The sequence below is a fragment of the Microcoleus anatoxicus genome (assembly GCF_042465725.1).
GTDB lineage: Bacteria > Cyanobacteriota > Cyanobacteriia > Cyanobacteriales > Microcoleaceae > Microcoleus > Microcoleus anatoxicus.
Map to the genome: position 1 here is coordinate 5,753,150 of NZ_CP120853.1, position 14,879 is coordinate 5,768,028.

General features: G+C 46.6%; 9 protein-coding genes. 5 read left to right on the forward strand and 4 right to left on the reverse strand.

Features of this window, described 5'->3' with window-relative positions; translation table 11 throughout:
* Positions 1-221: 221 nt before the first annotated feature.
* Positions 222-347: a hypothetical protein gene (locus tag P2A85_RS24985; RefSeq protein WP_377476046.1), complete on the forward strand. Its 126-nt coding sequence runs from the start codon at positions 222-224 to the stop codon at positions 345-347.
* Here the strand turns inward: P2A85_RS24985 and P2A85_RS24990 are convergent.
* Positions 322-2,448: a protein kinase gene (locus P2A85_RS24990; RefSeq protein ID WP_377476047.1), complete on the reverse strand. Its 2,127-nt coding sequence runs from the start codon at positions 2,446-2,448 to the stop codon at positions 322-324. The genes P2A85_RS24985 and P2A85_RS24990 overlap by 26 nt on opposite strands.
* A 447-nt stretch (positions 2,449-2,895) precedes the next feature.
* Here P2A85_RS24990 and msrP point away from each other — a divergent pair, with 447 nt between their 5' ends.
* Positions 2,896-3,879, forward strand: coding sequence for a protein-methionine-sulfoxide reductase catalytic subunit MsrP (gene msrP, locus P2A85_RS24995; RefSeq protein WP_377476048.1), 984 nt, complete (start codon positions 2,896-2,898; stop codon positions 3,877-3,879).
* A gap of 168 nt (positions 3,880-4,047) precedes the next feature.
* Positions 4,048-4,710 carry a Uma2 family endonuclease gene (locus P2A85_RS25000; protein WP_377476049.1) on the forward strand — a complete coding sequence of 221 codons (663 nt, stop codon included), beginning with the start codon at positions 4,048-4,050 and terminating at the stop codon, positions 4,708-4,710.
* Between the two features lie 51 nt (positions 4,711-4,761).
* Here the strand turns inward: P2A85_RS25000 and miaA are convergent, their stop codons facing one another.
* Positions 4,762-5,655 (reverse strand): tRNA (adenosine(37)-N6)-dimethylallyltransferase MiaA, encoded by an 894-nt coding sequence (gene miaA, locus P2A85_RS25005; protein WP_377481701.1) that lies wholly within the window; start codon positions 5,653-5,655, stop codon positions 4,762-4,764.
* Positions 5,656-5,956: 301 nt separating this feature from the next.
* On the opposite strand from miaA, the gene gyrB reads away from it, so the two are divergent.
* Positions 5,957-9,202 (forward strand): DNA topoisomerase (ATP-hydrolyzing) subunit B, encoded by a 3,246-nt coding sequence (gene gyrB / locus P2A85_RS25010; protein WP_377476050.1) that lies wholly within the window; start codon positions 5,957-5,959, stop codon positions 9,200-9,202.
* A gap of 291 nt (positions 9,203-9,493) precedes the next feature.
* Complete coding sequence (locus P2A85_RS25015; protein ID WP_377476051.1) at positions 9,494-10,210, forward strand: heme oxygenase (biliverdin-producing); 717 nt, start codon at positions 9,494-9,496, stop codon at positions 10,208-10,210.
* A 184-nt stretch (positions 10,211-10,394) separates the two neighbouring features.
* On the opposite strand, the gene P2A85_RS25020 is transcribed toward P2A85_RS25015, so the two are convergent.
* Together P2A85_RS25020 and mfd are read right to left on the reverse strand one after the other, a co-directional pair.
* Positions 10,395-11,075 (reverse strand): S-layer homology domain-containing protein, encoded by a 681-nt coding sequence (locus tag P2A85_RS25020; protein WP_377476052.1) that lies wholly within the window; start codon positions 11,073-11,075, stop codon positions 10,395-10,397.
* The gene (gene mfd, locus P2A85_RS25025) at positions 11,062-14,592 is read right to left on the reverse strand and encodes a transcription-repair coupling factor (protein WP_377476053.1); all 3,531 of its coding nucleotides are present in this window, start codon (positions 14,590-14,592) and stop codon (positions 11,062-11,064) included. Before mfd ends, P2A85_RS25020 begins: the two co-directional genes overlap by 14 nt.
* Positions 14,593-14,879: the final 287 nt, after the last annotated feature.

Consider the following 14,879-nt stretch of genomic DNA (forward strand, 5'->3'; position numbering starts at 1 on the left):
TCGGTACAAATAAACATTACATAGGAGCGGGCGGGTTTAGGAGATTATTAGTTTTAGGCTATTATGGTTGGTAAAACCCGCCCCTACAATTCACGTTCTTCTATTATTGGTTTTTTGCGTTTAATATCAAATCCTCTCATCATCGGAATTATTCATCTCTCTATTCTCGGACTCTGTGTCCTCTGTGTTCTCTGCGGTAAAATAATTCCGATCCAACGTTAATGAATAATTCTAACCAGAGTCCCGACTTCGCAGCAGAAGTCGGGACTCTCAAAAAAGAGGGTTTCACTGAATGGATTCTAACTCCGGGCGATCGCACAATCAAGGAGAAAGCCGCCACACCTTAATCGTGTCATCAAAACTACCACTGACGAGAGTTTGATCTTGAGGATTAAAAGCCAATTCTACCCAAGTAGCATGACCTTTAAGCGTACCAGTCATTTCGCCAGTATTCGTCTGCCACAGCTTGATAGTGCCACTCAAGTCGCTGCTGGCCAACTTGTCACCATTGGGACTAAAAGCTAGAGACTGAATTCGATCGGCATGGCCAATCAAAGTCCGCAATAAAGAACCCTTGGGCTGTAGAGAATCATGACTTACTTTGATTTTCCAACTAAAATCATGAGACTCAAGGCGATCGGAATTGTCTGTAAAATTCGGTAACTGAGAATCCCCAGGTAAAGGAGACTCATGATTAGGACTAATGTCCCACAACTTCACAGTCTTGTCCCAACTACCACTGGCGAGAGTTTGACCGTCGGGGCTGATAGCAAGAGACCAAACGGCGTCAGAATGACCAATGAGAGTCTGTTTCAATTCGCCAGTCTGGCAGTTCCAAAGCTTGATAGTACCATCGCTGTTGCCAGTAGCTAGAGTTTGTCGATCGGGACTGAAAGCCACCGACTGTACCCGATCGGAAAGCCCTTTAAAAGCGTCTAACTCAACAGCGTCGTCTACTTGCCACAATTTCAAAGTTTTGTCCTTACCGACACTGGCAATTACCGTACCATCGGGACTGAAAGCCACGGAGAACACGCCATCTTTGTGTCCTTCCCAACTCCGAATCAACTTGCCGGTGTAGAGATTCCACAATTTAATTGTATTATCAGCACCGCCGCTGGCGATCGTCCGGCCATCAGGACTAACAGCCACGGACCACACCGGGCCGGAATGTCCGGCTAAAACCTTGAGCACTTTGCCGTGACGCTTGTGCAGGAGGCGAATTGTCCCGTCGTTATTACCACTGACTATGGCGCGACCGTTGGGGGTGACAGCCACTGCCCAAACGGGGTTTTTGTCAAGAGTCGTCAGAGTTCGCACCGCAGCAGGTTCTGGTGATGTCTGAGGCTGGAAATCCGACATGGGCGGGGGATTGAACCGAATTTCAGGAATAGTAGCAGGTTCTTGATAAGTGAAAGCCTGGGGCTGGGGAGACTGGAAACGAGAACCCAGAACCAGGGATAGCAAGCCGACAACCGCCCCAGCCCAAGCGCCCAAAGTCCACTGTGGCTGGCCGAGAATCAGATCCATCGATGTCGGGCCATGTTTGATGTCTTGGAGAATTGCCGAGGCTGTGGGATAGCGTTTCGAGGTTTCGCGCTGCACCATGCGATCGAGAATGCGGCCTAGTCTTGCCGAAACCGGCACTTTCAAATAATGCCGCCAGGCCCAGCTATCTGCTTTGATATCAAACAAATCAAAGGGTGACATTCCCGTTAGTAAATGAATGCAGGTGATGCCTAAACTATAGATATCGCTGCTGGGAAGAGCTTGACCTTGAATTTGTTCTGGGGCTGCGTATTCAGCAGCACCGGTGGCTGTGGCTGTTTTCAGCGGGCCGCTGTTAGCGGGAATTGCTGAGCCGAAATCGACTAAAGCTAGACCTCCGATACTTTCCTTTTCTCCCAAAGCTGGGACTGCTTGAGAGGATTTGCGGTGAATAATATTGGATGGTTTGATATCTCGGTGAATCAGTTGGTGGTCGTGAACAAATTGCAGTACGGGCAACAATTCGCTCAGGATATACCAAATGTGAATTTCTTTAAAAACACCTTTTTCCAAGAGTTGGGTGGCCAAATTGCGACCTTCGATGTATTCTTGTACCAAATACTGGCGGGAGTCGAGTTCAAAAGATGCCAGTAGTTTTGGTATTTGGGGATGTTTTCCCAACTCGTCGAGAGCCCAGTCTGGGGCGCGAAATTTGGGATTTCGTGTTTTTTGACCGTCAGGGACTGTTTCCGCCGCGAAAAATTGTTGAATTACGCAACGGGGTTGGGAAGGTTGGTCTTCATCTACTGCTAAAAAAGTGCGGGTTGTGAGACTTTCACCTAGGGTGTGAAAGACTCGGTAGCGCCCTTTTAGTAGCAAATTCGCGTCGCAACTTTTGCATACTGTAGCGCGATCGAGATTTTGGGGGTGAGGACAATGGGAATTGATGCAGTAACTCATTTGTCTTTCCGCTGGAGACCCCCATCCGACTCTGGTTAGTGGGGGAGGAAAGCGGGGCGGTGGGTGCCGCTTCCTGTGGGCAAATTAAATGATTGCAATATTTGTTCTATGATAATTGTTTCCCAGATTTTAGCCACTATTACCAAGGTCGATCGCGCGTAAAATATTATTACTGACCGCAAGCTGCTGGGCTAGAGCCCCCAGATTCCTCCCTAGGCTCAAATCGTCAATCTCCCATCTCAAATCCCTTGAGTTTCCTGTGAAGGCTGTTTAATATGTCGATCGCGCCCTGGTTGTGAAATTGTTGAGTTTTAGTAACATTACGTTATAATTTATTGGTGATTTGGCCGCGCAATAGTCGCTTCTTGGCGCTGTGTTCGCTGAACACTGCTGGATAACTTGTTGAATATTCTCGAACCAGTAACTACTAAATTTTAACTATTACTTATGCCGTTGATTCGTATTCCAAAATCCTGGGAAATTCTCGATCGAGAAATTACTCCAGAAAGCGTCTTTCTCAACCGTCGTCGGTTTATGACCAATTTAATTGGAGTCGGTGTCACTGCTTCACTCCTGCCACTTGCGGGCTGCAAGAGCAATTCAGGAGCGAATACAGCTTTGGAACAAACAGCAACTCAAGCATATTCCGGCTTAACCCGCAATCCAGCTTTCGCTAAAGTCGATCGCACAATTACCGACGAAGCCCTAGCGACAAAATACAATAACTTTTATGAATACGGCGGCACAAAATCTATTTGGGAAGCAGCCCAAGCCTTACCAACCGAAAACTGGAAAGTAGAAGTTACAGGTTTAGTAAAAAATCCTCGAATTTATGACATTGACGAACTCTCCAAAAAATTCCCCATCGAAGAAAGAGTCTATCGATTTCGCTGCGTAGAAGCCTGGGCGATGGTAGTTCCCTGGGTGGGATTTCCGATGAAATTGCTGATGGCTGATGTCGAACCAACTTCAAAGGCAAAATTTGTTCGCTTCACATCTTTTTACGACCCCAAAATTACTCCCGGCCCCGGTTTGATGTCGCAATTTTATCCTTGGCCTTATACCGAGGGAATGCGAATCGAAGAAATGGCGAACGATTTAGCCTTTTTTGCCACAGGTTTGTACGGCAGAAAACTACCCAAACAAAATGGCGCGCCACTGCGGCAAGTAATTCCTTGGAAGTACGGTTTTAAGGGTGCAAAATCGATTGTTAAAATTGAATTTGTGGAGAAACAGCCAGCGACTTTTTGGAATACAATCGGTCCGAATGAATACGGTTTTGAAGCCAATGTCAATCCCGAGCGACCACACCCACGATGGTCACAAGCTAGCGAAAGAGTAGTCGGTCCAGGTAACAGTTGGTCCTGGGAAACTCGCCCAACTTTGCCCTATAATGGCTACGGGGAATATGTCGCCAGTTTGTACAGTTAACTGACGGAAAATCCCTCGTTCCTAGGCTCTGCCTGGGAACGCAGATCCGGAGGCTCTGCCTCCCTATTCCCGCGAGGCAGAGCCTCGAATTCAGGCATTCCCAGGCAGAGCTTGGGAACGATAAATAGACTATAATAAACACTGATGAAGCTACCAAGGAATTGTTAAATGGTAACAACAACATCAACTCCCGTCGAGCAGGAAATTACCCCAGAAAACCGAGTTGTTTTAAAAGGTGTCAGTTGGTCAACTTTTAAAGCATTGCTGGCAGATGTTGGGGACGATAGAGCTTGGAGAATTGCTTACGATAGAGGAGTATTAGAAATCAGAATGCCGTATCTAGAACATGAAGTTCCGAAAGGACTGATAGAAAGTTTGATTGAAGCGACAGCAGACGAGCTAGAAATCGAAGTGATGAAAGCTGGTTCTCTGACTCTTGAACGGGAAGATTTAACTCGCGCTGTCGAACCAGATAGTTGTTTCTACATTCAAAATGAAGCCAGCGTCAGAGGTAAAAGAGATATCAAATTGCCAGAGGATTTGCCACCTGATTTAGTAATAGAATCAGATTACACGAATTCTTCTGTTAATAAAGATGCCATATATGCTGCTCTTGGCGTTCCCGAACTTTGGAGATATCGGCGGCAATCTCTGCAAGTTTATCAACTTGTGGAGGGGAAATATCAAAAGTGCGATCGCAGTTTAGCTTTCCCCTTTTTACCCGTAGCCGAAATTCCGGGTTTCATCGAACAAAGCAGAACAATCGGACAGCGTTCGGCTGTGCGTTTGTTTCGGCAAAGAATTAGAGAGATTTTACTAAGTCAAAAATAACACTTACTCTCTCCTTACATCCTTCTCTGCGCCCTCGGCGGTAAAAAATCCTTATTGTTCGCAAAACTCTGCAACTCTCTGCCAAACTCGATCGCACAAATCGGGTTTACTAACATCAAACCATTCAATTTCAGGATAAGCTCGAAACCAAGTCCGCTGACGCTTCGCAAATTGCCGCGTGTGCAAAACCGTTAATTCCTTGGCTTCCTTTAGGGTAATGTCGCCCGCCAAATATTGTTTGATTTCTTGATATCCCAAAGTATTTAGTAAGGGCAAATCGCAGCCGTATTTGTGACACAAATATTCAACTTCATCAATCCAACCGGATTCTAACATTTGATTAGTACGCTGTTCTATTCGTTTGGTCAAAATTGCCATGTCGCAATCCAAGCCAATTTGCAAGATAGGATAACTTGGAGGATTTTCGCCCTGCTGTTCGGAAATAGAGCGCCCAGTCACATAAAATACTTCTAGTGCTCTTAAAGTTCTGACTGGATCGTTGAGGTGAATTTTTTCAGCAGCAGATGGATCGACTTGCTTTAGCATCTGGTAACATTGGGGTTGACCGAGTTCGATCAGTTGCGATCGCAATTCTGGCATGGGTGCAACTCTGGGAATTTTCAAACCGCGCACGATCGACTTAATATATAAACCTGTCCCTCCCACCAACAACAGCGGAACATCGTAAGCCATTATTAAATTTTGAGCTTGTTCCTGGTACTCTGCCAGTGTTAGCGTTTCCCTCGGATCGCAGATGTCAATTAAGTGATGCGGTACCGAAGTGCGATCGACCTTTGTGGGTTTGGCAGTCCCGATGTCAAATTCGCGGTACACTTGACGAGAGTCTGCACTCAAAATGGGCGATCGCAACCGCGAAGCCACAGCCACAGCCACTCCCGACTTTCCCGTCGCCGTCGCACCGCAAATCGTAATTAATTTAGACATAAAGCCACCTTCTCGGTGCACTCCGACTTGTTCAACTGCTGAAACCATTGATTTGATTTAATTTCCCTTGTTCCTTCTTCCTTGTTCCTTCTTCCATAGCTTACTTGGTTGCGGGCGATCGCACTCAACTCTCCTAGCTAACAACAAAAAGTCCGCCCCGCTCCCAGCTATCCATCCCCTCAATAAATTTCCCTTCAGAATGCCCTAGCATCGCCATTAAGGGTTTTGTGCTATAATTTTAGAAGTTTTCCCATTTTAGAAGCTTTTGGGGCTTTAGCCTCATTATTGGAGCTATTTTTGTATGACCAGCAGCTACAGCGCCGACCAAATTCAAGTTCTCGAAGGTCTCGAAGCAGTCCGCAAACGACCGGGGATGTACATCGGTACCACCGGCCCGCGAGGACTCCACCATCTAGTTTACGAGGTAGTTGACAACTCGATCGATGAGGCGCTGGCTGGCCACTGCACTCACATCGAAGTTGAGATCAACGCCGACGGTTCCGTTACCGTTACAGACGACGGGCGGGGGATTCCGACCGGCATTGTTGCCAAGACTGGCAAATCGGGAATAGAAACAGTAATGACTGTACTCCACGCCGGTGGTAAGTTTGGGGGTGGTGGCTACAAGGTTTCGGGAGGATTGCACGGTGTAGGTATTTCGGTGGTGAACGCGCTGTCGGAGTGGGTAGAAGTCACAGTTTGGCGCGACCAAAAAGAACATTTACAGCGCTACGAAAGAGGCAATCCTGTCACCGAACTTAATGCCAAGCCCAACAAAGGCGATCGCACCGGCACTTCAGTTTCTTTCTTGCCAGACACTCAAATTTTTAGCACAGGCATTGAATTTGATTACACTATACTTTCCGCGCGTTTGCGAGAACTAGCCTACTTGAATGCGGGCGTTAAAATTACTTTTGGCGACCACCGTTTGGAACTGCTCAAAAGCGGCGAACCTCGCATCGAAACTTACTGTTACGAGGGTGGCATCAAGGAATACATCGCCTACATGAACCGGGAAAAGCAGCCTTTGCACGAAGAAGTGATTTACGTGCAAGGCGAACGCAATAACGTGCAAATAGAAGTGGCTTTGCAGTGGTGTGTTGATGCTTTTAGCGATAATGTTCTCGGTTTTGCTAACAACATTCGGACGATCGACGGTGGCACACACTTAGAAGGTTTGAAAGCTGTTTTGACTCGGACGATGAATTCGATCGCCCGTAAGCGCAACAAAATCAAAGAAAACGAACCCAACCTCGCCGGTGAAAACGTCCGGGAAGGTTTGACAGCCGTTATTTCAGTAAAAGTCCCTGACCCGGAATTTGAAGGTCAAACTAAAACTAAACTGGGAAATACTGAAGTTCGGGGCATTGTCGATTCCTTAGTTGGCGAAGTATTAACCGAATATTTAGAGTTTCGCCCCCAAGTAGCCGACGCTATTTTGGAAAAAGCAATTCAGGCATTTAAAGCGGCGGAAGCAGCCCGTCGCGCCCGCGATTTAGTCCGCCGTAAATCGGTCTTAGAATCGTCTCCATTGCCCGGAAAATTAGCGGACTGTAGCTCCAGAGACCCCGCCCTGTCTGAGATATACCTGGTCGAGGGGGATAGTGCTGGGGGCTGTTTTTTTTCATTTCAGGAAATAATATTAGCTGACGGTACGACAAAAACTATCAAAGAGATAGTTGACGAACAAGCAGAAGGTAAAGAACACTTTTGCTACACGATTCGCGACAGTGGAAACATTGGGCTTGAGCGGATAACTAACGCTCGGATGACTAAAACAAATGCTGAAGTCATCAAACTGACATTAGACAATGGGGAGACAATTACTTGCACTCCCGACCATCTATTTATGTTGCGGGATGGCACTTACAAAGCAGCAGCAATGCTGACACCGGAAGATTCGTTGATGCCTCTTAACCGCAAGTTGTCTGAAAAAAAATCAAACGGGCAAGGACTTAAGGGTTATGAAATGGTGTGGAATCCAAACACTGATAACTGGATTTACACTCATCTTTTATCGGATTTTTACAACCTAAAACACGGTGTCTATGAATCATCTGAGGGCAATCACCGCCACCATGTTGATTTCAACAAACTCAACAACAATCCGACAAATATTCAGCGATTGCCTGCTGAGGTACACTTGGCTCTTCACCGCGCGAATCTTGAGAAAACATTGCACCGCCCGGATGTAATTGAAAAGAGCCGTCAAATTCACATGAGTGAAGAATTTCGGGCGATGATGAAAGAGCGGATGCAGGAGCCGGAAACGCGGCAAATTCTTTCGGAACAAGCGAAAGCTCAGTGGGAAGATGAAGAGTATAAAGCTTACATGACGAAGAAGTGGCGCGAGTTTTACGATTCTAATGAAGCTTATCGCGAACAAAATCAGGAACTGTTGGATCGAGCGCAACAAGAATATTGGAGTTGCGAAGAAAACCGTTTAGCTCAGTCGGAACGGGTTCGGAATCATTTTGCGAACAATCCTCAAGCGCGGGAAACTCTTTCACAACTTGCTAAAGAACAATGGCAAGATGAGAATTTATTAGAGTGGAGGCGTGAAAAAACGAAGGAACAGTGGACACCAGAGTTTCGCCGCAAACGCAAAGCTGCTTTGGATGAAACTTATTACCGCAAAACTCTGGAAGCTTTGAAGGCTGTTGAGATGAAAATGGGCTGGGTTGATGTTGATTATTACAATCTCTATCGCCGAACCAAAAAAGATAAGTGTTTGTTGAAGTATGAGACTTTTTGCGATCGCTATTTTGGTGGAGACGCACTCTATGCTCGTCAAGCAGTTCGGAACTACAATCACCGCGTTGTCAAGATCGAAGCCGTAGCAGAACGCTATGATGTTTATGACATCGAAGTTCCCAACAGCCACAACTTTGCATTAGCTGCGGGAGTCTTTGTTCATAACAGTGCTAAACAAGGGCGCGATCGCCAATTCCAAGCCATTCTCCCATTGCGGGGTAAAATCCTCAACATTGAGAAAACAGACGATGCCAAAATCTACAAAAATAACGAAATTCAATCGTTAATTACAGCGCTGGGTTTGGGCATTAAAGGCGAAGAATTCGATTCGACTCAATTGCGGTATCACCACATAGTAATCATGACTGACGCTGACGTAGATGGAGCCCACATCCGCACGCTGTTGCTGACTTTCTTCTATCGCTATCAGCGAGCACTTGTAGAACAAGGTTACATCTACATTGCTTGTCCTCCTCTGTATAAAGTGGAAAGGGGACGGAATCATTACTACTGTTATAGCGATCGCGAAATGAACAATTTGATTCGGAATGAATTCCCGGCGAATGCGAACTACACGATTCAGCGGTTCAAAGGTTTAGGCGAAATGATGCCGACACAGTTGTGGGATACCACGATGAACCCGGAAACTCGGACACTGAAACGAGTGGAAATCGATGATGCTGCCGAGGCCGATCGCATCTTTACCATCTTAATGGGCGATCGAGTCGCACCCCGGCGCGAATTCATCGAAACCTACGGTCCCAAACTCAACCTGCTGGACTTAGACATCTAAGTTGCTCAGTAGTCAGTAGTCAGTAGTCAGTAGCTAACAACCAATGACTGACGACTACTGACTAAACTGTTTGTGTATTTTATAGCAACCGCCAAGATGCTGAGGACGTTTTCATTGGCCCAAACCCTTGATTTTCTGCGTTATGCCTTGTGCCTTCTGCCCAGTATAGGTTTTGTTATAAAAATTAATACAATCTCTCATTAAATCAGTCTAAGGTAATAACTTAGGTATTTTTTAGATTGTTGGCGCATCCATCGACAACCACGAAAATAGAAAGTTGGACAATATATTATGAGCATCAATTTAGCGACCAAATTGCGTGAAGGAACGAAAAAATCTCACACAATGGCAGAAAATGTCGGTTTTGTCAAGTGCTTTTTAAAAGGCGTTGTAGAAAAGACATCTTACCGGAAATTAGTAGGCAACCTCTACTTTGTATACTCCGCCATAGAAGAGGAAATGGAACGCCAAAAACAGCATCCGGTGATTTCAAAAATTTACTTTTCTGAGTTGAATCGGAAACAAAGTCTAGAAAAAGATTTGTACTATTACTACGGCGTGAATTGGCGGGAACAGGTAGCTCCCTCAGCAGCAGCAAAAGCTTACATCGAGCGAATTCACAAGATTTCAGCCACCGCACCAGAACTGTTAGTGGCTCATTCTTACACTCGCTATCTCGGCGATTTATCCGGCGGACAAATCCTCAAGGGCATTGCTCAGCGGGGAATGAACCTTACCGAGGGAGAAGGTACTGCTTTTTATGAATTCCAGGATATTCCTGATGAAAAAGAGTTCAAAACTAAGTACCGTCAAGCAATGAATGAATTGCCCATTGACGAAGCCACAGCAGAGCGAATTGTGGACGAAGCTAATGCGGCTTTTGGCATGAACATGAAGATGTTCATGGAGTTAGAAGGCAATTTGATTAAAGCGGTTGGTCAAATGTTGTTCAATACCCTGACGCGCAAACGCGGTGGCGGGAGTACCGAATTGGCTACGGCTGATTAAGTTAAAGTTCCCTTACCATAAGTTTAATCTCGTTAATAGAGCAAAATTTGAAATCCTGGGGGTTTGATGGCTGGTTTTATAGTCACCAAAGCTCCGGGATTTTGCATTGTGGGCGATCTAGAAAGTCGATCGCTCCGAGACACTCGTGTCAAAATTACCCAGATGCTCTACCATACCAAAAGATTTAACGTCCCACACCCCGATTCGGAGGTTCCTCCGGCACCGTTGGTGAAGCAGACCTCGCCTGTCCCTCCAAATACTTGTTCAAAGCGTAAGCAATGTCGCCACGAGTCATCGGCTTCAAAGGATTAATCTTATTAGTTCCCAATTCAATATTGACAAAACCTTCATAAAGTGCAGTCGCCAGAGACTTTCTCGCCCAATTAGGGATTTCCGCCGCATCTGGATAATTAGCTAAAATCTCAGAAACATTAACATCGGGAAACTGAAAAACACCATAAGCTTGAGCAAAAATCGCTAAAGCCTCAGCACGAGTCACCCTTTGATTCGGAAAAAACATTCCATCGCGATATCCAGTCATAGTTCCCGTTTTCAAAACAATTTGAATCGCACTATAGGCCCAGTAACTTTTAGGTACATCTGGCAATTCCCGATCGGCTTTCTGAGAAATTTTCCGGTGTTCTAAACCAAAAGTTTTCACCAAAATGGTAGCCAACTCCGCACGACTGACAAAACCCTCAGCATTAAAATTGCCACGGGCATCCTTAGTCATCAATCCCGCACTAACCACCCGGTCAATCGGGTCAATCATTAATTGAGCTTGAACGGCTGTCGGGATTCCTTGCAATAGGGCGATCGTAAAAAAAATTCTAACTAAATTTTTCACGATTTTAAAATAAAACATTGGCTTCCGGCAAAGCACCCTGCATCTTACCCAACCAATCAATCAAATTATCCAATTGCTTGTCCGCAGTCAAAACGGCCATCCCTCGAATAGTAACCTTTCCCTTACTGTAGACGAAACGAGACTGCAAATGTTCCGGCAAATTAGCCTTAAGCAACAGCCAAGCAGGCTCCTCCATAGATGTTTCCAAAACAATATGCTGCTTATTTTCTACTTTAATCCTAGAAAAACCAATTTGCTTAGCAATTTGTTTGAGTTCAACAATACGAATAAGTTGTTTTGCAGGAAGAGGAACCTGCCCATAACGATCGCACCAATCAGCCTGAATCTGCTGCAACTCTTGGGGGGTACTAGCAGAAGCAACAGAACGATAAGCACTCATCTTCTGATCCAAATCCCCAATATAATCAGCAGGAATAAAAGCCGTCAAACTCAGATCAATTTGAGTATCTTCAACCTTGGGAATTTCTTGACCCTTAATTTCGCGAATTGCCTCCTCCAACATTTCAGCATACAAATCAAAGCCGATCGCCTCCATTTGACCAGACTGTTCCGTGCCCAAAATATCACCCGAACCCCGAATTTCCAAATCCCGCATCGCCAACTGATAGCCCGAACCCAACTGAGCGAACTCTTGAATAGCCCGCAACCTCTGCCTTGCAGCATCAGTCAACTGACTTTGCTTAGGATACAACAGCCAAGCATGAGCTTGAATACCCGCGCGTCCCACCCGTCCCCGCAACTGGTAAAGTTGACCCAAACCAAACCGGTGCGCGTCTTCAATCAAAATTGTGTTAACGCGGGGAATATCCAAACCCGATTCAATAATCGTCGTGCACACCAAAATATCGAAATCCGCCGCACTAAAAGTCAGCATAATCGATTCCAGTTCCGAAGCATCCATTTGACCATGGGCGATCGCAATTCTCGCAGACGGAACCATCACCTGCAACTGAGCAGCCAACTCCTCAATCCCCTCAATCCGCGGCACCACGTAAAAAACCTGACCACCCCTGTCCAATTCTTGACGAATAGCCGATCGTACCGCTTCCGGGTCATAGGGAGCCAAATGGGTCTGAATCGGTCGCCTACTCGGAGGCGGAGTCGCAATCAAACTCATTTCCCGAATCCCCGACAGCGACATATACAAAGTCCGAGGAATCGGCGTAGCGGTGAGAGTCAGAACATCCACCTCTGTTTTCAGAGCTTTAATAGCTTCCTTTTGCTTAACCCCAAACCGCTGTTCCTCATCCACCACCAACAAACCCAAATCCCGAAACTTAATCGCCTTACTCAAAACAGCTTGAGTACCCACAATCACATCTAATTCCCCAGTAGCCAAACGCTTATGAATCTCCCGGCGTTCCGTTTCAGTGCGAAAGCGATTGAGCAAACCAACTTGAATAGGATAAGGCGAAAAACGCTCTGAGAGCGTGTGATAGTGCTGTTGGGTCAAAATCGTCGTCGGCGCGAGCAAAGCCACCTGCTTGCCCGCCGTAACCGCCTTAAAAATTGCTCTCAGAGCCACTTCCGTCTTGCCAAAACCGACATCACCACAGACCAAACGATCCATAGGTCGATCGCCCTCCATATCCCGTTTCACATCCTGAGTTGCCTTCAACTGATCCGGAGTCGGCTGATAAGGAAAAGAATCCTCCAACTCTTGTTGCCAAGGCATATCAGGAGGAAAAGCATACCCTGTTTGTTTAGCTCTTTTAGCATAAAGATTCAACAAATCCACCGCTAATTTCTTAACAGCTTTACGAACCTTGGTTTTAGTTTTTTCCCAAGTTTGACCTGTGAGTTTGTTCAGTTCCGGCACTTTATCAGCCACAGTCCGAAACCTCGACAAAGCCCCCAATTGGTCAGCGGCGACTCGGAGAGTACCATCAGCATATTGAATCAATAAATATTCGCGAGTTTCGCGATCGATCGTCAAACGCTCCAACTTAATAAACTTACCCACTCCATGCTGACGGTGAACCACAAAATCACCAGGACTTAATTTATTCGGGTCTACTTGTTTAGAAGCAGCACGACGGCGCTTGCGAACATAACTAAAAGTAGCTAGAGAATGTTGACCGTAGAATTCCCGATCGCAAATCAAAACAATCCGAAAAGTAGGCAGAATAAAACCTTCCAATTCAGCCAAACCGCTGTACTTCAAAGCAACCGGAATATGCTGCAATTGCAACTTATCGATCGCCAAATAATCCCGCGGATTCACCACAAACTGAGCCGGACAGTCATGTTCCGAAAGCAGAGAAACAGAGCGACTGGGTTGAGCCGAAACCAAAAACACCGAAAAACCGCGATCGCGCTCCTCCCGGAGCATTTGAGATAACTTAGCAAACTGGTGAGGCATCACCGGCACCGGGCGAGAAGCCAAATTAATCGCACCAGGAGAAGAAACAGAAGATTCAGCCAATTCCGAAACATAAAGTCGAGGAAAAGCTTCCACATCCGCCATAGACTCAGCAAAAGAGCGGTGAATCTTAGGAACAGAAACAATTAAACTTTCCCATTGCTCCCGAGCACCTTCAAACCAACGATCGCAGTGAGCCTCACACTGAGCCGGTTCATCAATAGCCACCAAAGTATGTGATGGCAAATAATCCAAAAGAGAAGCAGGCTGCTCAAAAGCCAAACCCAACAACCCCTTAATAACCTTCCCTTCCCCCTCTTCCCCCTCCTCTCCATTCCCCCCTTGGGGGGGGGCAGGGGGGGGTTCTTCCTTCGCGCCCTTCGCGCCTTCGCGGTTCGTTTTCAAACTCAACCTTTCACCCAAAGCCCCGCGCACAATCCCGCCAAAATCCGTAGGAGTCAAAACCAAGCGATCGATCTTATCAAGCGATCGCTGCGAAGACGGATCAAACTCCCGAATTTGCTCCAAATCATCCCCGAACCACTCCAGCCGCACCGGCAACTCAGCAGCCACCGGAAACACATCCACAATATCCCCCCGACGACTCCACTGGCCCTCCATCTCCACCAGAGACACCCGATCGTAACCCATCGAAACAAGTTGGCGGTCTAAAATCTTCGAGTCTTGAACCATACCTCGCGCCAAAGTCAGACAATAGGGTGCAAAAGCAGCAGGTGGCGGCAAATGAGACTGGAGAGCCCGCGCTGTAGCGACAATCGCCATCGGCTTAGAGTTAGTAGTAATTTCTGGTTTCTGGATCAAATCCGCCAGCACCTGCATTTGCCCCCAAGTCATTTCGCTCTCATCGGAGTAAGATAGCTCGTAGGGCGAAGCCTCCGAAGTCGGGTAAAAATGTACAGTCTGCCAGCCCATCGCCTCCAGCCCAGCCACCCAACGGCCAGCTTCTTCCAGAGTTGCTGTGACGACGAGTAAACTTTGCCCTTCTTGCTGGGCGAGGGCTGAAGCTACCAAACCTTTCGGTAGGCGGGCTACGCCGGAGAGTTGCACGTACCCATGGCGCTTGAGTTTGTTGAGTAGTTCTGTGGCTAGGGGCGATCGCCCTAGAGTCCGAATGATTGAAGAGAAAGTCATGGGCTGTTAATTTTTAATCCCCGATCGGCAAAGGCTCTTTCTCTTTGCCTGTTAAGGAGATTGTACGACAAACATCATTGATTGTGTCGAGGAGCTGTTGTCGCCGAGGAACTTAACAGAGGGTTAATTTTTGCTCTAATATATCGAGGCTGCGATCGAAACGAGCGAGTTCCGTTAATCTAGGTACAGGATTGATAGCGAAAAAATTTCGATTTTGCGATCGAGATTGACAGCTTTCAGGCCTCTCCTTTAACCGGGCTGTGCTTGCCGTTACCACTGATAATTTT